Origin of the sequence: Cellulosilyticum sp. WCF-2 (assembly GCF_003990395.1) — a bacterium.
Classification (GTDB): domain Bacteria; phylum Bacillota; class Clostridia; order Lachnospirales; family Cellulosilyticaceae; genus Cellulosilyticum; species Cellulosilyticum lentocellum.
Genome location: NZ_CP034675.1, coordinates 3,788,787 through 3,809,023, shown reverse-complemented (window position 1 = coordinate 3,809,023; position 20,237 = coordinate 3,788,787). Strand labels below are relative to the sequence as shown.

At 33.6% G+C, this 20,237-nt stretch carries 12 protein-coding genes; 11 read left to right on the top strand and 1 reads right to left on the bottom strand.

All coding sequences use genetic code 11. The features are described from left to right. Positions 1-642 precede the first annotated feature (642 nt). The 9 genes from EKH84_RS17175 (at position 643) to EKH84_RS17130 (ending at position 15,469) form a co-directional block, all read left to right on the top strand. Positions 643-1,005, top strand: a complete 363-nt coding sequence (locus EKH84_RS17175) for a helix-turn-helix domain-containing protein (protein WP_127067245.1) — start codon at positions 643-645, stop codon at positions 1,003-1,005. Positions 1,006-1,955: 950 nt separating this feature from the next. Further along, positions 1,956-2,129 carry a DUF2292 domain-containing protein gene (locus EKH84_RS22985; protein ID WP_127068134.1) on the top strand — a complete coding sequence of 58 codons (174 nt, stop codon included), beginning with the start codon at positions 1,956-1,958 and terminating at the stop codon, positions 2,127-2,129. Between the two features lie 192 nt (positions 2,130-2,321). Then, complete coding sequence (locus EKH84_RS17160) at positions 2,322-3,134, top strand: DUF4430 domain-containing protein (RefSeq protein ID WP_127067244.1); 813 nt, start codon at positions 2,322-2,324, stop codon at positions 3,132-3,134. 86 nt (positions 3,135-3,220) lie between these two features. Next, entirely contained in the window at positions 3,221-8,575 is a 5,355-nt protein-coding gene (locus EKH84_RS17155; protein WP_127067243.1) for an S-layer homology domain-containing protein, read from the top strand. Between the two features lie 174 nt (positions 8,576-8,749). Continuing rightward, positions 8,750-10,405 carry an S-layer homology domain-containing protein gene (locus EKH84_RS17150; protein WP_127067242.1) on the top strand — a complete coding sequence of 552 codons (1,656 nt, stop codon included), beginning with the start codon at positions 8,750-8,752 and terminating at the stop codon, positions 10,403-10,405. Positions 10,406-10,416: 11 nt separating this feature from the next. After that, positions 10,417-11,301 carry a DUF4430 domain-containing protein gene (locus EKH84_RS17145; protein ID WP_243118608.1) on the top strand — a complete coding sequence of 295 codons (885 nt, stop codon included), beginning with the start codon at positions 10,417-10,419 and terminating at the stop codon, positions 11,299-11,301. A 34-nt stretch (positions 11,302-11,335) separates the two neighbouring features. Next, positions 11,336-12,232 carry an energy-coupling factor transporter transmembrane component T gene (locus tag EKH84_RS17140; RefSeq protein WP_127067241.1) on the top strand — a complete coding sequence of 299 codons (897 nt, stop codon included), beginning with the start codon at positions 11,336-11,338 and terminating at the stop codon, positions 12,230-12,232. Then, on the top strand, positions 12,205-14,664 hold the full coding sequence (locus EKH84_RS17135) for an ECF transporter S component (protein WP_127067240.1): 2,460 nt from the start codon (positions 12,205-12,207) through the stop codon (positions 14,662-14,664). The genes EKH84_RS17140 and EKH84_RS17135 overlap by 28 nt, the downstream gene beginning before the upstream one ends. Positions 14,665-14,701: 37 nt before the next feature. Then, a complete protein-coding gene (locus EKH84_RS17130; protein ID WP_127067239.1) occupies positions 14,702-15,469 on the top strand; it encodes a sugar phosphate isomerase/epimerase family protein in 768 nt (255 codons plus the stop codon). Between the two features lie 165 nt (positions 15,470-15,634). Here EKH84_RS17130 and EKH84_RS17125 read toward each other — a convergent pair whose 3' ends face one another. Then, on the bottom strand, positions 15,635-16,150 hold the full coding sequence (locus EKH84_RS17125) for a DUF4430 domain-containing protein (RefSeq protein ID WP_190283378.1): 516 nt from the start codon (positions 16,148-16,150) through the stop codon (positions 15,635-15,637). Positions 16,151-16,392: 242 nt separating this feature from the next. Here EKH84_RS17125 and EKH84_RS17120 point away from each other — a divergent pair, with 242 nt between their 5' ends. After that, positions 16,393-17,739 (top strand): hypothetical protein, encoded by a 1,347-nt coding sequence (locus tag EKH84_RS17120; RefSeq protein WP_127067237.1) that lies wholly within the window; start codon positions 16,393-16,395, stop codon positions 17,737-17,739. 252 nt (positions 17,740-17,991) lie between these two features. After that, positions 17,992-19,890 (top strand): type IA DNA topoisomerase, encoded by a 1,899-nt coding sequence (locus EKH84_RS17115; protein WP_127067236.1) that lies wholly within the window; start codon positions 17,992-17,994, stop codon positions 19,888-19,890. The last annotated feature ends 347 nt before the right edge of the window (positions 19,891-20,237 follow it).

The following is a 20,237-nucleotide window of genomic DNA, read 5'->3' as shown; positions in this document are numbered from 1 at the left end:
TTTTTATAGTGTTCTAAACAAGCATAATAAACAACTATTATCCTAACTCAACAAAAATATGTTAAGCATAGTAACTATTTACCTTATGGGCAAAAAACTAGTGGAGTCAGATAAATCTATATTTTTGCTTAAAAAAGATATTAGTAATTTTGAGATTTGGATATGAGAGGGGACACTCTATTATCAAGTGAAATTGTTATTTGTTCTATGAAATTATAAGTAGTATTAATGGTATCATAACTATATACTTTAGAATCATTAAATAAGACTAGTAGATTACTGATAATAGATAACCACTTATTAATGATATGCTCCCAAAGCTGTTTACTTTCTGAAAGCTTTTTTGATCGTCATCGGTAATAAGAGAGGTATTACAGAGATACCCATATGTGGTTGCCTAATTTAATTTGCGAATCATGAGTCGCTCCAGCATATTATTAAGAAATCTATTCATACTTGTCAGTAGAAAATCAATAATTAAATCTTCGTCAATGCCTACTGTGCATACTAAATAGTTTATGCGTTGATGTAATTTGTTTATTTGCATATTAATTTAAATATTTGAAAAATTAATATATGTAAAAATTAATTGTATTTACAAATGAAAATATAGTTGATAAAATAAAGTTAGGAGGAGTATTTATGACTTTTTCAGACAAATTAAAACTCATACGTACTACCTATCAATTAACTCAAAGTGAATTTGCCAAGAATATAGGTATTTCACGAGCTAACCTTATGAATATAGAAAAAGGAAGAGTAATTCCTACATCATTATTGATTAATTATATTTCTCTTGCTTATGGCATAGATAAAAAGTGGCTAATTAATGATGACGATTTAGAGAGTACAGAGATTCCGAGTGTTATAACTGATATAACAATAGATAGAATTATGTTTTATTATGAGCAGCTAAATGATGAATATAGGACATTTGTCCTACAACAAATAAAGCAACTTGTAGAGCTACAGCAACAAGTAAACCATAAGAAAGAGGAAATCTAAAGATATATAAGATTATTTTGACTTTGTATGTTTTTGTTTTGTACTGAAAGTTTAATAATAGATACAAATATGTAGGATATAGAGTCAATTAAGAGTAAAATAATACCGCATCTTCTTATTGGATCAACTTCATGTCATAATACCTCTATGCACTAACGATGCATAAAGGTGTATTTTATGTTTACTATCAATCCTTAATTTTCAATGCTGTACACTTTTTTCGATAATGGATAAAAATCTCTTAGCGTAGTTATTGGTATGGTCGCAACTAAAAAAAACGGTATTCTACATACTTTATTAAGTGTCAAGACCTGTTGCAACAACTCAAAAGACTAACTTAGAAAATAGGTTAACCAATAGATTAAGGTACTTTGTGAAGTAGAAGGTAAAAAAATAACAAAGAAAGTTCTTAAAGTCTGGGTCTGGACTATGGAATTTAGGAAACATGGCCTTAAGACTCTGGTTTGAAACTTTATTTGGTACTTCAGATGTGTCCCCCCCTTTTTGACAACTTATAAATAGGTGATGCGGGAGTTAAACATTTATTTTATGTATGGAATAATTACAGGAACTTAAGAATATAGTAAGTATTATCAAGTTTTATTATTACTCATAATTCAGTAATCATATTTTAGGGCTAGATATATAGCTATAGATAACTATTTCTTCAATTTTACTGTACTTTAAAAACTATATATCTTTTTGAGTTCATCTTAGTTTTAACTTGATGTAGTTTATATTAATTACATAGAGTTTTAACTGAAATGATTAAAACGGAAAGGGGTGAGAAGCCCCACTAACTGGTAACTGTGATACATGAAATAACATGTTAAGTCAGATACGTGCTCAATTAGAATTACATTATTGTTTCCAGATACAAACAATAAGAAAACGTTTTTGTGACGCCATTCTTATTGAAGTGGCGTTTTTTTTGTGTGATTTTAATAGGGATGGGGGATGATTTAGTGGAATCAAAAAGTAAAGAGTTATCAATAACATGTAGTGAGGAAGAAAAAAAATTATTAGAGCATATACGAAGTTTATCTTTTGGAGAAATAATGATTTTCATACAGGCGGGAAAGCCTATCAGAATAGAGCTCATTAAGAAAAGTATAAAATTATAAGTGACTCATTGACCGGACAGCCGGAGATGCAGTTTTTGCCATAGTATAAAAGGCGAAAATGGATCTCCGGCTGTTTTATTATAGACAATCATTTCATATATATTCTTTGCTCATTTAGCAGAATGTTCTTTAACGGCCGGCCGGCGTTAAAAGTTTCACTGCATTTGAAAATAAAAAATAGGAGGTTTATTTATGTTTAGTTTAAAAAACAAAATCAAAAAAGCGAAATTAGTAGTATTATCCTTAATGATGATGCTTGCAATGACAACTACAGTCTTTGCTATGAGTACAGATGCAACATATATCCAAACTTCGTCACCTTCAACATCAGTGACTGTTATACTACAAGTCCAAGGCTTAAAAACTACGGAATATCCAGAGGGTCTTTATAAAGAAATAGAAGTAACCCTTACTTCACCAACAGCTAAGGATTTTTTTGTAAAAGACCTTTTAATTGAAGCTATGGAGATGGATGAAACCTTAACTATGGAAGGTGTTACATCAGGCTATGTTTCTTCTATTTGCGGACAGAGTTGGCTACAAACACCAGCACCTATGGGTGGATGGTGCTTCCGTATCAATGGGGCATTTCCACAAGAAAGTGCAAATTGGGGCGCATCCATTGATACTGCATACGTAAAGGATGGGGATAATGTTAATTTCTATTATGATGATTCAATTGATACAAAAGTAACAAGAGTTGCATATCAAGGATTTAACGTCTCTAAAAAAGAAGCTACATTTAATGTAACAGCATCATCTCAGTACATAAATCCAACAACCTATGACTGGACAGTAAGTAACTTTTCTGCTTATGCTGGATGCACAGTAGAAGTATATAATGGCAGTGGGCTTGTAGGTTCTGGGATATCAGATGCTGCTGGCGATGTATCCATTACATTACCAGGGGCCGGTAGTTATACGGTTAAAGTTAAAAGTCAATATAATCAATATGGCATGATGAGTAATACTCAATCTCCACTTGTATCATTTGTAGCGCAGTAGCATTAAGGTAAGTAAGACTTCAGGTTTTATCTGAAGTCTTACTTACCTGTGTTTTAATACTAAAATTTCTGTGGTGAGGTGAGTACATGATATGTAGTATAAAGAAAAAAATGGGACTGTTTTTAGCAATGGTCATGTTTTTTTCAAGCTTTGGCAATATATTAACCTATGCAAATGAAATAATTTATGATAAAGAACCGAGCTCTATAGGCTTATCAGAAATCACTCAAACAACTACTCCTAGTCTAATCACTATAACAACTGGTTCAAGTTTAACCTTTAAAGTTGAAAATTCGAATACCTTTATAGAAAATAATGGTTACTGCATGTTGCCACAACTTACAACAACAGTTGTTGACCGGATAGAAAATGGACAGACGGAAGCTCAGATAGCCACTGATTTAAATGCTTACAAATTAGATTATATATATGATAAAATTTCTGCAGCTGTTACACTTTATGATAGTGATGGGACAGATGTACTGGAATCTAACCCTGATGCAGTATCATTTTACTATGTAAATGTTGATTCAGAGGGAAGGATTGCTAAAAAACAAGAAATAGAATTTAAACAGTCTGATAAAAAGATAAAGCTTGTATTTCCGAATATACCATCAACAGGACTTGATTCAAATTCTTTACATTATACGGATGGTATTGCGAACTGCTATGTATATGCGCAGTATACAGATACGCAAAAAGGTAAGGTCTATGTATTTGATGAACTAACTCTACCCGTTGCAGAGGAGGACTTATTGGCAGTTGGAAAAGAGTTTAAATCTGAATACGTGCCAGAAGGTGAAACAAATCATTTTAGATTAGGCATAACTTCTTTGGAAATAGCACGTATACAGTATGAAGCTGGTGTAGATACCTATTCAACAATCAATGATGAGCAGCAAAGAGCTGATCAACTGAAGTTTGTAGGCATTCATAGAGTGGATATTTGTCCTGCAACAACTTCTTTAGCAATAACATCACAAATTGATATTGTAGATAGTAATTATGAGCTAGTAAATTATTACTCAGAAAGTGATAAAAAAACTTATAAATTAACAGGAAGAAAAATATCACTTCCGACCGAAAATACATCAGGTTTTCTTCTTTCTGAAATAAGGTTTAATCTACCTTATTCTGGTACTCCAACAGGATATGTGTACAGTGCGGATGCAATGAAGCCAGGTAGTTATTATGCACGTGTAACGACTACTTATGGAAATAACAAGCCCTTAATAAGTTATGTGCCATTTATCGTTCGTGGGGCGACAGTAGCTAGTCATACTACAAAGAATACAGGATATTTTCTTTATGGTGAGCCTTATAAGTTCACCGCTGTTGTTAAGAATGCCGAGGGGGATTTCGTAACATCTGGGATAGACTGGTTTTACAAATATAACGGGGATACAACTGAATATCCGCTTGTCAGCAATACTTCAAATGAACCGATGCTTCAGTTGAAGCCTGATGGTGGTCTTGCAAAGGATTATGCTAACAATTGGTATCAATCAATATATATTTACTGTAGATATGAAGATACAGTATCCAACCCTGTTTTGATTAAAGTTAGGCCTTTAATTAGCTCTGACAAGTCAAGTGGTCTGAATACGGAGGATAACATAGTAAAAGTAACATTTAAGTGTGGTTCGGATTATTTTGGTAAGGGAACAGTCTCTCTAGGGCTTCTTGGTAAAGCTGAAAAAATTAAAGAAGAAGCTATCACAATTGATAAAAATATAAATGAATATAACTTAGTTATACCAAAGGGTTTACCCAAAGGGAATCTATATCGTATTGCTATACGCATACCCAATGGCACAAGTACTACGGATTATAAATTTGCTACCTCTGTTAAATATGAAGTGACAGAACCAGAAATCTTAAAAACACTTTTTGTGAGCTCCCCATCTAAGGACCAAACGGTTGAAGTCTCTGCACTAGTGAATCTACAATTAACTGGAAACGACTCACAAGGAAGCCCAGTTACAAGTGGCATACAGTGGTTTTATAAAACAGCAGGTGGTGCTGAAAAGAGTTTAAGCTCCAATGGTAGTAACAATATTAATGTGGATTTATCTACTTTGAACCTTGGAACAGCAATAAATGGAAAATATACGGTTAGCTTCTATGCAAAACATATAGACCCACATGCCCAAGCAGTGGTTATAACTGACGCTATAACGGTATATGTAACTGCCACAGTACCAGTTACGATTAGCCACTACATCAGCTACAAAAGTGCAGCATTCTATATGAATGTAGCTTCGGATATAGATGCATCTATAGCCAATGAGACTGTTGCTAAGGTGTATTTAACAGACAGTAAGGGTGGAACACCCATTTCTCCTATACTTACCACAACAGTTCAAAGCATTCCTAAGCAATTATCCTATTCTACTGAGGCAGGTAGTGAGTTTGGGATACAAATTGAAGCTAATAAGTATAAAGCAGGTACTTATTACGTAGCGGTGGAAATAGGTGAAGGTGATAACAAAGTTATAGGATATGCCGAACTTAAAATGTTTGATACAGCTAAAGGAGCTGCTGATTTTTCACTAGAAAGACTTCTAAAAACCTATGAAGAAAGAGGGTATATTGGTGATGCTGATACTTCATCGAATGCACCATCAAGTGCAGATTGGCCAGCTCTTTGCATGGGTGTTCTTGGTAAAGATATGGATAATGACCCTAGAATGCGCATTAAAGATGGGCGAACTTATGCAACATTTAAGGCAGAGAATATTAAGTATTTAATAGATCATCCTACAGACTTGTCTCCTGCTGGAAACAATAAGGATATGGCAAGAAATATTTTGGCAGTAGCTGGCGCAGGCTATAATCCCAGAGATTTTGGACCTCAGCATTTGAATTTAGTCAAGATGCTAGCAGATGAGATGTATGTTGCTGACAAGGATGGTAATAAGCAGGATGGTGAGACCTTCTTAAAGGGAGAAATTGCCTTTAAGCATCCACTTTATCCCCTAATGGAGTATGCTGTATTAGCTATGGAGGTTACAAGTGCAGATGCTATAGATGGTTATACATCTGAAAAGCGAGAAGCATCAATGAAATGGTTACTACGTACTTATTCAAATGTTTTAAACAATAATCAAAAAATTGGTGTAGATTATCTTGCTATGGCTATGCCGGTGTGTTATTTCTTCATGAGTGATCCTGTATATGGACCTCAGTTCAAGAACTTGTTAGAAAAATATGAAATGAAATTAGCAGATAACCAGTTTGCTAACGGAGGCTTTAATACCAACTTCCCTGGCATAGCTGCTTCAGGTGATCCTAATATAACATCCAAAGAAAAGTATGGTGTTAATAGTAACTCTATGTCTGTTGCTATGATGACACTGATGTTGGTCCCTGGGGTTAATCTTGAAGATGCCCAATGGCAGGAATCACATGGTACATTTCTAACAGCTCTACTCAGCTGTCAGAAGGAAAACGGCAATTTTACTTTTAGTGCACAAGCAAATGAAATGGCAAACTACCAAGCTTTGCAAGCTCTGATTGACATTGTTCACGGTCCTTCTTATGTCACTATTCACGATAGGTTTGCAAATAGTGGGGGAACACCAACACAGAAAGCTTTCGAAACTTTACAAGGGTATATAGCAGAAGCTCAAGAAAAAGTAATAAAAGTGGAAAAATATACCGAGGAAACATTAGCGACATTAAGCCAGGCTTTAGAATTTGCAACTGAAATAAAAGTCACCTCACAGCTAGCTGAGATACAATATGCTATAAATACTATACACACGGCAATACAGGGATTAAAAGAAAAGACTGCAACAGGTGAGCCAGAAAAACCATCTCTTAAAAACATCACTGTGAATTTTTCACTTTATGGGGTGCACAAACATGGGGGAAAAGATAGCTCGTTGGTATGGAAAAAGAATCCTGAAAGGTTTCAGTCATGGATATTAGAAAGAGAAGTTACTGTACCCGAAGGTTCCAAGGTATATGAGGCATTTGAAATGGCATTAACCCAGGCAGGTATTAGATGGCAGGAAACACAGCCTAATTATATAGGAAAAATTTCTATGCCAAACGGTGAATGGTTAGGAGAATTTGACAATGGTAAATACTCTGGTTGGATGTATACAGTAAATGGAACGCACCCACTATTGGGGCTTAGAGAATATACTTTAAAAGATGGCGATATTATTGTATGGCACTATACGGATGACTATCGATATGAAGAAGGTTCAGAACAGTGGATTGATGAAAATTTTGGTGGTAGCGGCGATGGCAACATTGATGTAATAGCAACTCAAAAAGAAGATGGAACAGCTGTAGCTGTGCTTAGTGGTACGAAGCTTGAGAATTTCTTAGCAGAATTAGAATTTCTTAAAGATGATAAGGATGCTGTAGCAAAAATAGAGGTTGATCTTCCAAAAGATTCAAAGGGACTTAGTTTTAGTATTCCTCATGAAGTTATAAGTGCTTTTGAAAATAAAAAGGAAACTTCTCTGGAAATAAGTTCGTTAATTGGCTCATTAAGACTAGATGCTAAAACAATTAGGGCTATTATAGATATTGCCTCTAACAAAGATGTTGAAATAGTAATGAGGAAAATGGAAAAAACTACCCTTTCAAAACAAAATCAAGCGTTGATAGGAGCTCGTCCGATTTATTCACTAACTATTTTAATAGAAGGGCAGCCACTTTCTGATTTTAAAGATGGAAAAGTCAAAGTGTTTATTCCCTATGAGTTATCTAAGCATGAAAAGACAGCAAATTTAATGGTTTACTTTATTGATGAGAATGGAATGGCTCATAAGATTAAGGAGATAACATTTGATGAAAAAGTCGGTGGGATTTACTTTAGTACAGATCACTTTTCAATATTTGCAGTTGGTTATGTAGAGGAAGCAATTAGTCAAGTTAAATTTACGGATGTGCCAGATGACCATTGGGCTAAATCATATATTTATTATCTTGCTGAGAGAAATATCATTGATGGAACAGGAGATAATTTGTTTGCACCTGAAAAAGAAATAACAAGAGCTGAATTTATTGCACTATTATTCAAAGTAAGTGGAGATGATTTACGGGAATCTAATACAAAATTCACTGATGTAGATGTGACTGAATGGTATGCACCATATGTGTCATGGGCATATGAAAATAATATTACATCAGGGACCTCTGTAACTACATTTTCACCGATGGATAAAATAACGAGACAAGATATGTCTGTTATGATTAAACGTTATATGGATTTAAAAGGAATGTCAATGAATAAAGGAGTGGCAACAGCTACCTTTGAAGATGATACTCAAATCGCTAGATATGCGAAAGAAGCAGTTCATTATATGCAACAGATTGGGATGATCAAAGGTGTAGGAAACAATAGTTTTGCTCCGAAGAAAAACGCTAAACGTGCTGAAGTTGCTAAAATAGTAGCCGATATAGTTAAGGAAATGAACTAATACAGGGATAAATGAATCATTAAATGTGAGCCACATCTTACTTATTGTAAGGTCGTGGCTCATTTACCATATAGTATAAAATAAGAAGCATACAAATTGAAATGAACTCTAAAATGAAAGCAAGTAACCTTAGTAATTGTAACCGGAAATAAACATATTTCAAGGAGGGGAATAATGAAAAGATCCAAAATGATTATTATATTATTAATAGTTTTTACTTGTATTCTAGGTAATAATTCTATCTTGTTTGCTACACCCAAAGAATCAGTTTCAAGTGTGATAAATGATACGGCAGAATATTTGCTCAGAACTGTTACCAACCCACAGGTTGGTTCTATTGGAGGAGAATGGTCTGTAATAGGTCTTGGGCGTTCAAACTATAATGTGCCACAAAGCTATTATGATAAATATTATCAGACTGTAGAAAAGTATGTTAGTGAGTTAAAAGGAAATCTTCATGATAAGAAATATACAGAGTATTCAAGACTGATTTTGGCTCTTACTGCCATAGGTAAAGACCCCTCAAATGTAGGAGGCTACAATCTTATAGAACCACTTGGTGATTTTGATAAGACCATATGGCAAGGTATTAATGGCCCTATTTTTGCACTGATAGCACTTGATTCGGGTAATTATACAATACCTATTTGTAGTACTGCAAAAACACAGGCTACAAGAGAAATGTATATTGATGAGATTTTATCTCACCAATTACCAGATGGAGGTTTTGCATTATCAGGAAATCAGGCTGATGCAGATATAACAGGAATGGCATTGCAGGCTCTAGCAAAATATCAGGATAGAAGAAGTGTGAAGACTGCTATAGACAAAGCCCTTTTAATATTATCTAATAAGCAGGATGCTACAGGTGGCTATGGGAGCATGGGGGTGAGCAATGTAGAGAGCACAGTTCAAGTGCTAATGGCTCTTTGTGAACTAGGAGTTGATGTAAATGATAGCCGTTTTGTAAAAAATGGATATACTCTTACAGACAATATTTTTAAATATTATAAGAAAGGAAATGGGTTCACACATTTAGTAGATGGTAGTAGTGGCGTTAATCTTATGTCTACAGAACAGGCATTTTATGGACTTGTAAACTTAGAAAGGGTAACCACAGGGAAAAGTAGCTTATATCGTATGAAAGCAAAAGATGAAAAATTAGATGGTACAGAGAAAGAAAAAAACGAATTGGCAAAAAAGAGTAATACCTTAGGGTTATTGGGAAAGCACAAGGATATAAAAGTGATGCCTATTATAAGTACAGAAAGAACTTTCAAAGACATAGTTGGTCATACAAGTCAGAAGGCAATAGAAGCACTTGCAGTAAGAGGAATCGTAGACGGTATTTCAACGAATAGTTATGCACCAGACATTCTAATGACAAGAGCACAGTTTGCCACTAGTGTTGTGAGAGTGTTAGGTCTTACGCCTCAAGCAAGTAGTAGGTTTTCAGACGTACCAGCTAGTAGTCCATACAAGTCCTATATAGATACTGCTTATTCTTATGGGATTGTGGGAGGAATAACTTCTAATACGTTTGCACCTGACAAGACCATAACAAGACAAGAAGCTGCTGTAATGATTGCTAATGCTGCTAAGCTTTGCGGAATGAATACATCACTTGATCCCATTGAAATGAGGGATATGCTTGCTCAATTTACTGATTACACAAAGTCTGCAGACTGGGCAAGAAACGGATTGGCATTTTGCTACAAAGAGAATATATTGTCTCAAGAGGACGTTGAAATTCAACCATTAAAGCCTGTAACACGTGGTGAAATAGCAGAAATGCTCTATCAATTACTACAGGTATCTAATTTGCTATAAGGAGTGTTTAGATGAAAATAAGTAAAATAATAAGATATTTAGCATTGTTATTTATCTTAACTATTATTCTTTTTAGCTACAGTAGTAAAGATTCAGAGGCAATAGATGAGTTACCTACTGTTTCCCAGGGGATAGCTGAAATTATAACAGAACCATCTAATAAGTCATTTAAGGAAGATTCCCTAAATAAGGAGATATTAAAATCAAGTGATTCTTCGAATGAGGTAGAGACTCCAACACCAAGTCAGGTAGGGGATAATCCCCTTAAAGAATCAAAGGAAACTGAAAAGTCATCGTCTGTTTCTAAATCAACAGAAACAGATAAGCCCCAATCTACACCGCAGCCAGTAACAGTGCCTCAATCTACGAACCAAATCGACACTAATACAGGAAAAGATAAATACTTGACAGATCCTGTACCTGAAGGAAAACCATTACCTATCGAACCACAGAATACAAAAATAACAGATAAGTCTATGACGTGTACTTTATCAGTTTCATGTAGTACCATTCTTGACAATATCAACAACCTTGATAAGGAAAAGATTGAATTGGTGCCGGAGGATGGTGTGATTTTTAAGGCAACAGAGGTAATCTTTTACGAAGGAGAATCTGTATTTAATGTTTTACAACGTGAAATGAAGAAGAATAAAATTCATATGGAGTTTGTTAATACACCGATATATAACTCAGCGTATATTGAAGGGATTAATAATCTTTATGAATTTGACTGTGGTGAACTTTCAGGTTGGATGTATAAAGTAAACGGATGGTTTCCAAACTATGGCTGCAGTCGTTACCAGCTTAAAGAAGGTGACGTAATCGAGTGGGTTTATACCTGTGATTTAGGCAGGGATGTTGGGGATCAATACTATTCGATAGAAGGTGGGGAATAGAGATTTTAAAATGGTATAAGTTAGGAGTTGAATAATGCCACTAAATGATGTGTTTATAAGTTATCATCCAATCGTTAACTTTTCATATTTTACACTTGTTCTTTTATTTGCAATGTTTTTTATACATCCTTTTTGTCTTCTTATGAGTTTAATGGGGGCATTTTTCTATTCAATATACCTTAATGGTAGAAAAGCACTAAAGTTTAACCTAAAATATATGCTTCCCATGCTTTTTATGACTGCCTTAATCAATCCAGCATTTAATCATGAGGGAGTCACTATACTTATTTATTTAGAAAATGGTAATCCATTGACTCTTGAATCAATAGCTTATGGTATAGCTGCAGCTACAATGCTTATCACCGTTATATGTTGGTTTTCTTGCTATCATTCTGTAATGACTTCAGATAAATTTGTGTATTTGTTTGGTAGGATTATTCCTTCTCTTTCACTGATCTTTTCAATGGTATTACGTTTTGTACCACGTTTTAAGGCACAGCTTTACGTTGTATCAAGAGCTCAAAGAGGTATTGGGAGAGATGTATCAAATGGTAGTATACTCGCAAGAATAAAACATGGTATTAAAATAATATCTATTATGGTGACATGGATGTTGGATAATGGTATTGAAACGGCAGATTCAATGAAGAGTCGAGGATATGGACTACCCGGGCGCACAGCATTTTCAATCTATTCTTTTGATAAAAGAGATGCCATAGCTATGAGTGTACTGACACTAGCAGGGGGCTATATCATGATTGGGGTAGTGTTTGGTGGATTATACTATCGCTATTTCCCATCTATGAAGAGTTCAAAGATTTCTGTTTTTACAATAAGCCAGTTTATTACTTATACTGGGCTTTGTTTTATGCCTTTGGTAATAAATTTATGGGAGGATAGAAAGTGGAGACTTTTGAAATTAAACAATTGACATTTATATATCCAAACAAAGAAGTTCCAGCCATTTGTGACTTATCTTTAACGATAAATAAAGGCGAATTTATTGGGGTGTGTGGTAAATCAGGATGCGGCAAGTCAACGCTTTTGCGTCACTTAAAGACTGTTTTAACACCACATGGAATTCGCACTGGTGAAATTATTTTTGAAGGTAAAACATTAGAAACAGTAGATCAACGTATCCAATCGTCTCAAATAGGTTATGTATTACAATCTCCGGACAATCAGATTGTTACAGATAAAGTTTGGCATGAACTTGCCTTTGGTCTTGAAAGTCTGGGAATGGATACACCCACCATTCGGTTGCGTGTAGCGGAAATGGCTAATTTTTTTGGTATACAAACTTGGTTTCATAAGAGTGTGACTGAACTTTCAGGTGGACAAAAACAGATCCTTAATCTTGCCTCTATTATGACAATGCATCCATCGGTCCTTATTCTAGATGAGCCAACAAGTCAACTTGACCCTATTGCTGCATCAGACTTTTTACAGATAATAGGTAAGATTAATCGAGAATTGGGCACCACAATAATCATGTCTGAACATCGATTAGATGAAGTACTTCCTTTTTGTGATAGGCTTGTAGTCATAGATAATGGTAAGCTTATTACACAAGGTTCCCCTAAAGAAGTTGGTTTCCTCCTTAAGCAAGATAATCATGAATTGTTTCTTGCAATGCCTACACCTATGCGTATTTATGCAGGGGTCACCAATGATTTTGAATGTCCTTTGACAGTAAGAGATGGGCGTGAATGGCTTGATAAAATAGGGAAAATAAAATCTATAGAGTATAAAGTGTTAAGCACTTGTATAAGTTCAGAAGTTAATGCGCCTGCTATTCAGATAGATGAAGTTTGGTTTAAGTATGAAAAGAATAGTCCTGATATTATAAAGGGGCTTTCAATGACTGTAAAAAAAGGAGAGCTTTTTGCAATTCTAGGTGGAAATGGAACTGGAAAAACAACAACCTTATCTATTATAATGGGTGAAAACAGACCGTATCGTGGTAAGATTTCTGTACAAGGATCTATTGCTGCACTGCCACAAAATCCACAAGCATTGTTTGTTAAGAAAACAGTGGAACAGGATTTATATGAGATATTTGCTAATAGGAAAATGAAAAAAGAGCAAAAAGAAGAAAAAGTTTGGGATGTTGCTAGACTTTGTTTAATTGAAGATTTAATGCAGAGCCATCCATATGATTTGTCTGGTGGTGAACAGCAGCGCGTAGCACTTGCTAAAGTTCTACTGATAGAACCACAAATACTTTTATTGGATGAACCAACCAAGGGGCTTGATGCTTATTTTAAACTGAAGTTAGCAGAAATATTAAAAAACTTACAGGCAGAAGGTGTAACAATTGTGATGGTAAGCCATGATGTTGAGTTTTGTGCGTCTTATGCAGACCGATGTGCGATGTTTTTTGATGGTAATATTGTAACAACAGGAAATACGAGGCAATTCTTTATTGGAAATAGTTTTTATACTTCCGCTGCGAATCGTATGGCAAGACACTTAATCCCCCAGGCTTTAACAGTAGAGGATGTAATCGCTGCTTGTGGTGGAACGGTTAAAAGTCCTGAGTTTAAGATAAGAAAAAATACAAATATCAATAGATTTAAGCAGGAAGAATTTCCTTATAAAGATAAGATGCTACTCACACCATTTATTTCTCAAGTGACAATTGAAAAACATCGGCTTACACATAGGACTATGATTGCAGCTTTGATGATTTTAATATTTATACCACTCACAATCTATTTTGGGATTTATTACTTAAATGATAGAAAGTATTATATCATTAGCATGTTAATTATTATTGAAACGATGATTCCCTTTATCATGGTTTTTGAAAGTAGAAAACCTCAAGCCAGAGAGATTATTATTATTGCTGTTCTGTGTGCAATTGCTGTAGCAGGACGTACAGTTTTTTTTATGCTTCCGCAGTTTAAACCAGTTGTTTCAATTGTTATTATAGCTGGATTATGTTTTGGAGGGGAAACTGGGTTTCTTGTTGGAGCTGTTTCAGGTTTTGTATCCAATTTCTTTGCAGGGCAAGGGCCTTGGACGCCATGGCAAATGTTTGGTTTTGGAATCATTGGTTTTTTGGCCGGTGTATTATTTCAAAAAGGTATATTAAGGCGAAATAAAATAGCTCTTTGTCTATTTGGAGGGATTACAACATTTTTTATATATGGTTTTCTATTAAATACAGCCTCAATACTCATGGTACAATCAACAATTACATGGGAAATGATTATGCTTGCTTGTTTACGAGGAATCCCATTTGATTTAATACATGCTCTAAGTACTATGTTTTTTTTATGGTTAATAGCTGACCCTATGATAGAGAAACTTGATAGAATTAAGCTAAAATATGGGTTAGTTGATCCCCAAAATAGGTAGTATAGTACGTAAAATAACTATAAAAGGAGGTGGAGAAATGATTTATATTTCACAGCTGTTAGAACAGGAAAAACTTTTACAAATCATATCAACCTATCCTGTAGGTTTGGAAGTAATAAGCTTTAGTATAGGATCTATACTAGATAAGTTAGAGACTTCTATTAATTACTATGAAAGGGAATTATCGAACATAAAAGAAGAAGTGCCCTTGACATTTCATGGTCCATTTTTAGATTTATTTCCGGGAAGCTGCGATGAAAGAGTTAGGCAGTTAGCAAAAGAGCGTTTTGAAGCAAGTTATAAGGCATCCCAATCATTTAATGTACATCAAATGATTTTTCATACCAGTTATATACCCAATTATTATCCAGATCAGTATTGGTTGGAGAATGTAATGCAGTTCTGGGAAGAGTTCTTAGAGGATAAATTAGAAACACATATTTTTTATATTGAAAATGTATTAGACTCCCATTGGGAAATGCTTAAACAGTTAATAGATCACATTAATCACCCTCATTTCAAAGTTTGTTTAGATATAGGACATGTAAATGTATATTCTCAAAAAAATGTGTTAGATTGGATTGAAGCGTTAGGAGAACGAATAGGTTATGTTCATCTACATAATAATGATGGTATAAAAGATAGTCACAGAGGCCTATTAGAAGGTACTCTTCCTATTAAAGAAATACTGACTTCATTAAAAAGATATACACCTAATGCTATTTGGAGTTTAGAAATAGGGGATGAAAAAGAGCTTAGAGACTCTTTAGAGTGGTTATATGACATTTTAGATACTTTAAGGTAAAAAGATATATCTTAAAATGGGAGTGTCCCCAAATGCATAAGCTTCCTATAAGAATGAGTAGTAATTTAATTGGATAAATAAAGAACTATAAAACTAATGCTCTAGTTTTATAGTTCTTTATTTATCTAATAGGATGTTAGAATTGTAGTTTATAATTATAGATGTTTATTTCAACTGGCTAAAATTAAAGTTATTAAAAGAGGTTTGATAATAGTGTCTTTCAAATATCACAGGTGGTGCATTTACATCTTTACCTAAGTCTGTAGTATAAACCCAAGTAACGCAATCACCGGGGTTTAATTTATAAATAGAAGGACTAGCATCTATAAAAACATTATTGACTTTATAGAGCCAGCCACTTAATGGTCCAGAAGACTGTTGAGAGAGATTAGCAATAGAAGTGATATACATATCAGTATCAGAACCACCTGTTTGAAAAGCAAGTTGATTTTGCTTAAAACTATCTATAGAAGCACTGAGTACAGTAGTATTTTCGTTGATAGAAACTGTAGTAGAAGGCATAAGAATACTATTACCTCCTGGACCAAGAACTTCAATTGTTACGCAATCATAATCATTAATGCGTACCTTAGTTCTACATTCATCATTCGAAGAGGTGTGCTTGCACATGGATAGATAAATGAGTGTTGCAGCAAGTGCAAGTAAAGGTTTATTTTCCATTGTATCATCCTTTACTATAAATATCATATAAGATCACTTACATTTTATGATAAAAAAAATGAAGTGTTACCAAATGGTAAGGCTATAATATGATATAAAAAGTTAGTTTGATTTAAAATAATATATTTTATTTGCTATACACGTTATATTACTAATTACTTTGCTATGTTCTTTTATATTTGAATTAGTAAGATGTATAATATAAGAGTAGAGCAGTTACTTATGGGAGGTGTTATGGGGAAATGGCAAAAGATAAAGTATTAGTTGGAATTGAAGCAATTAATCTAGTTTCAAAAAGTGAATGTATTAATCAGTATCCTAAGGTAAAGATGTTAATTGAGAATTATAGGGAACGTATGAAATCAATATCATTATCGGATATAGAGAATTTAATGCGAGTTGATATTGAAACTTACAACATACTAATGTATTCATTTAAAAAAATACAAGAGGTTGCAGCTGCCGAATGGTCACAAGAGAAATTTGTAGGAGATTATAAAAATAAGTGTCAACTGTGTGGCAATGCTAGATTGCTCCATAACTATAGGATAAGAAATGTTAAAAATAATAATGTATTAATAGTCGGCTCAGAATGTATTAATAAGTTTCCTTCTATAGATAATAGATCCTTTGATTCACGTAAGCATAGAAGGGATCAAGATAAATTAATAAAAGAAACTACTAGAAGAAATCTTTTAAATACAAAGTTCCCAGGGTGCAAAGAGGATTTGGATAAATGGCGAGGATATTATAATAATTTAGAATTATTAATGCCTGAGAACATAGATTCAAGATTTAATAAACTTATTTTAGAGAGTAATAACTTTTATACGGATTATATAGGTGGTAAATATAAGAATTCAGAGATAGATAGATTAGAAAACTGGTATTCAGAATTTGATGATTTAATGGTTCTAAGTAAACACTTTATCGCAGATCATATAAATGATAGGCTAGTAGCAACTAAGAAAATAGGGGATTGGTTAACTAAGCAAAATTTAAAGGGTGTTAGACAACAAATAATTAAAGATGGTGCTAAAGTAAATAGGCATACTATTAAGTATATCGGAACAAGCAGTTTTATCAATTTGTTCAAAGATATAATAAGAGAACAATTTAAGCCGTTTGGATATGAATTGCAACAAATTACAGATAGTAAAATAATATTTATGTATAGGTATAAACATTCAAATATTGCGTTATCAACATCTCTAATTAATTTCATGAATACTTTTGGTGGAATAATATTTGAAGAAAGGATTAGTTCAAAGGAAACAATAATTGATAATCTGGGAATTGATTGGGAAGAAGAAAATGTAATGAAATTTGAATGGGAACTAGATAATCTTCTAGAAAAGACCGTATATAACTTAGATTTAATGTTTAGGGAAAATATACTAAATATACTCAAGGGTAGTTGTGTTGCAAGAGTAAATGCAGAGGTGTTTTTAAAAAATAATAGATGTGTGATGGGTATGGAAGATAGTGTAGCTAAGAAAAAGTTGCTAAATACTATTGAAAATATCAGTAAGTGGGAATTAAAAGATGATGTTGAGGGTGTAATGAAAACCATGATGAATAGATATTAGTAATATAGTAGTAGAAAGTGTATTAATCATCAATAGCTACATATTTAACTAAGATAGAAAAAACATATCTTTAGTAGGCTAGAAAATGTATGAGTATTGTGTAAAAATTGAGTTTAAAAATAGTAAGATTATGGAAATTAATGTTTAATAAGAAAAAATAATAAAATTTAAGTGTGTAAAATCAAAATTAATGATGATTTATCTATAAAACATTGATATAATTAACTTTAGAGTATTTACACATAAATTCAGGTGAGCATAAGTGAAGGGCAAGTTATTGGGGATGAGATCTTTTTATATTTTAATGAAAAGAAACCTATATATCGTATACTTTTAAATGAGTGGACACCAGAAGAAGTGAAAAAGGGCATTAGTCAATTAAGGCCTAATGAAGAAATGAAATCACTTCAAGATGCAGGGATTGGAAGGCAATGGGCAGACTGGATGATTGGGATTAATCTAACATCGGTTGCAACAGTGAAATATAACTCGGGCAGTAAAAAAATCTTAAATATTGGTAGGGTATTATTGCCAACTTTAAAAATTATTTATGACCGAGATAAAGAAATTGAGCAGTTTGAAGCATCTACTTACTATAAGCTTCTGGCAAATTTTAAAACGAGCCAAAATGAAGTATTTGAAGGAACTTATTATGAAAAGGATGAGGAAGGCAAAGATAATGAGAAGTTCGACAATAAAGCTACTTTAGAGAGCATGGTAGAACTTATCAAAAATAAGCCAGCGCAAATTGTAGAAAAGCAAATAGAGAAAAAGAAGGAATATGCACCATTTTTATTTAATTTGTCTAATTTGCAAGGGTATATTACAAGTAAATATAAAGGTTGGACTTCTGATAAAGTGCTAAAGGTGGCACAATCTCTTTATGAAAAGAAATATATTACTTATCCTAGAACGGGGAGTTTGGCTTTAGAGGAAAGTTTAAAGGGAAGAACCAAAAAGGTGTTAGATACACTTAAAATAGGTCTTCCTTATGAAAGTCAAATTTGTTTTGTAGATCATAAACGTATATTTGATAATAGTAAGGTAGAAAGCCATAGTGCTATTGTTCCAACTTATATCATACCTAAAAGTTTAACACCAGATGAACAGGTGGTTTATAATGCTGTTAAAAATCGTTTCCTTATGCAATTCTTGCCTATAGCAGAATTTGAAGAAACGAAGTTGATTACTAAGATTATTGATGTGCCAGAAGAAAGCTTAAAAGGTGTATTTATTTCAAAAGGAAAAGTACAACTAGTAGAAGGCTGGCGTATTGTAGAAAAATTTGAAGCTAAAGGCACCAAAGAAGGCAAGGAAAACAAGGATACTTTATTACCACAAGTGACACAAGATGAACTGGTAGAAGTGAAAAATGCTAATGTGGCTGAAGTAACTAGAAAACCACCTAAAGCGCATACAGAAAAAACACTACTTCGAGTGATGGAGACATGTGGAAAAAGCTTTAAGGGAGATGAAAAAGAAGAGGGAAAAGAAGAAAGTGAAGAAGATACCCTCAAGATGATGGCAAGTATCCTAAGTGGTTTTAGTATTGGAACACCTGCTACGCGTGCAGAAACGATTAAGAAACTAAAAGATGCGGAATATATTAGGGCAAAAGGAAAAAGTCTAGTATGTACAGACCTAGGAAAAGCTCTTGTAGAAACATTTCCAGCAAAGCAGTTACTTGACCTTGAATATACAGGGCGATTGGAGAAAACTTTATCTGATATTGAAAAGGGTAAATTCCAAAAGGATGAATTCTTAAGTATGATTAAAGCCTTTACAGAAGAAGCTGTTGAGGCTATTAAAAATGATACAAGGGTATTAAGCGGTACAAAAGTTGAAGTGCCTAAAGATATGGAGCCAGTAGGGGTTTGTCCTGTGTGTGGGAATGCTGTAGTAGAAAATGAAAAAGCATTTGGTTGCGTGAACTGGAAGAGCGGTTGTAAGTACACCATTTGGAAAAATGATAAGTATATTACAATGTTAGGGAAGACTGTCACACGTCAAATGGTAGAACTATTACTTAAAAATGGAAAGGTGGGCTTTCGTAATCTCAAGGGGCGTAATGGTAATACGTATGCAGCTTATCTTAAATATGTTAAAAATGATCAGACAGGATACTTTAACTGGGAACAAGAATTTATATAAAGATAAAAAAGCTACTAATGAAATGATGATCTTCATTAGTAGCTTTTTTTGTGTGTCAAATGACTATAGATGACAACATGTTATATCTAAAAAAAAAACATATTGTGAGTCTATGATCCTAAATGTTTTTTTTTACATTATAGTAATAGAAAGGAATATCTAAATACACTCTAGGCAGGAGATGAATCTAATTCGACCTTGAAATGTTTTGGTATAAGATATTTATTAGGTAACAACCTGTCAGCATCTAATGAGATTTTCCTAAGTATCTTGAAGAACATTATGAGTATAGAAATAACAGGTCATATTTAAAATCGCCTTTGCTTGAAAAATAGTATTACAATCAA

Coding starts and splice junctions, on each gene's coding strand:
- EKH84_RS17175 (WP_127067245.1), top strand. CDS start 643: ATGACTTTTTCAGACAAATTAAAACTCATACGTACTACCTATCAATTA.
- EKH84_RS22985 (WP_127068134.1), top strand. CDS start 1,956: ATGGGGGATGATTTAGTGGAATCAAAAAGTAAAGAGTTATCAATAACA.
- EKH84_RS17160 (WP_127067244.1), top strand. CDS start 2,322: ATGTTTAGTTTAAAAAACAAAATCAAAAAAGCGAAATTAGTAGTATTA.
- EKH84_RS17155 (WP_127067243.1), top strand. CDS start 3,221: ATGATATGTAGTATAAAGAAAAAAATGGGACTGTTTTTAGCAATGGTC.
- EKH84_RS17150 (WP_127067242.1), top strand. CDS start 8,750: ATGAAAAGATCCAAAATGATTATTATATTATTAATAGTTTTTACTTGT.
- EKH84_RS17145 (WP_243118608.1), top strand. CDS start 10,417: ATGAAAATAAGTAAAATAATAAGATATTTAGCATTGTTATTTATCTTA.
- EKH84_RS17140 (WP_127067241.1), top strand. CDS start 11,336: ATGCCACTAAATGATGTGTTTATAAGTTATCATCCAATCGTTAACTTT.
- EKH84_RS17130 (WP_127067239.1), top strand. CDS start 14,702: ATGATTTATATTTCACAGCTGTTAGAACAGGAAAAACTTTTACAAATC.
- EKH84_RS17125 (WP_190283378.1), bottom strand. CDS start 16,150: ATGGAAAATAAACCTTTACTTGCACTTGCTGCAACACTCATTTATCTA.
- EKH84_RS17120 (WP_127067237.1), top strand. CDS start 16,393: ATGGCAAAAGATAAAGTATTAGTTGGAATTGAAGCAATTAATCTAGTT.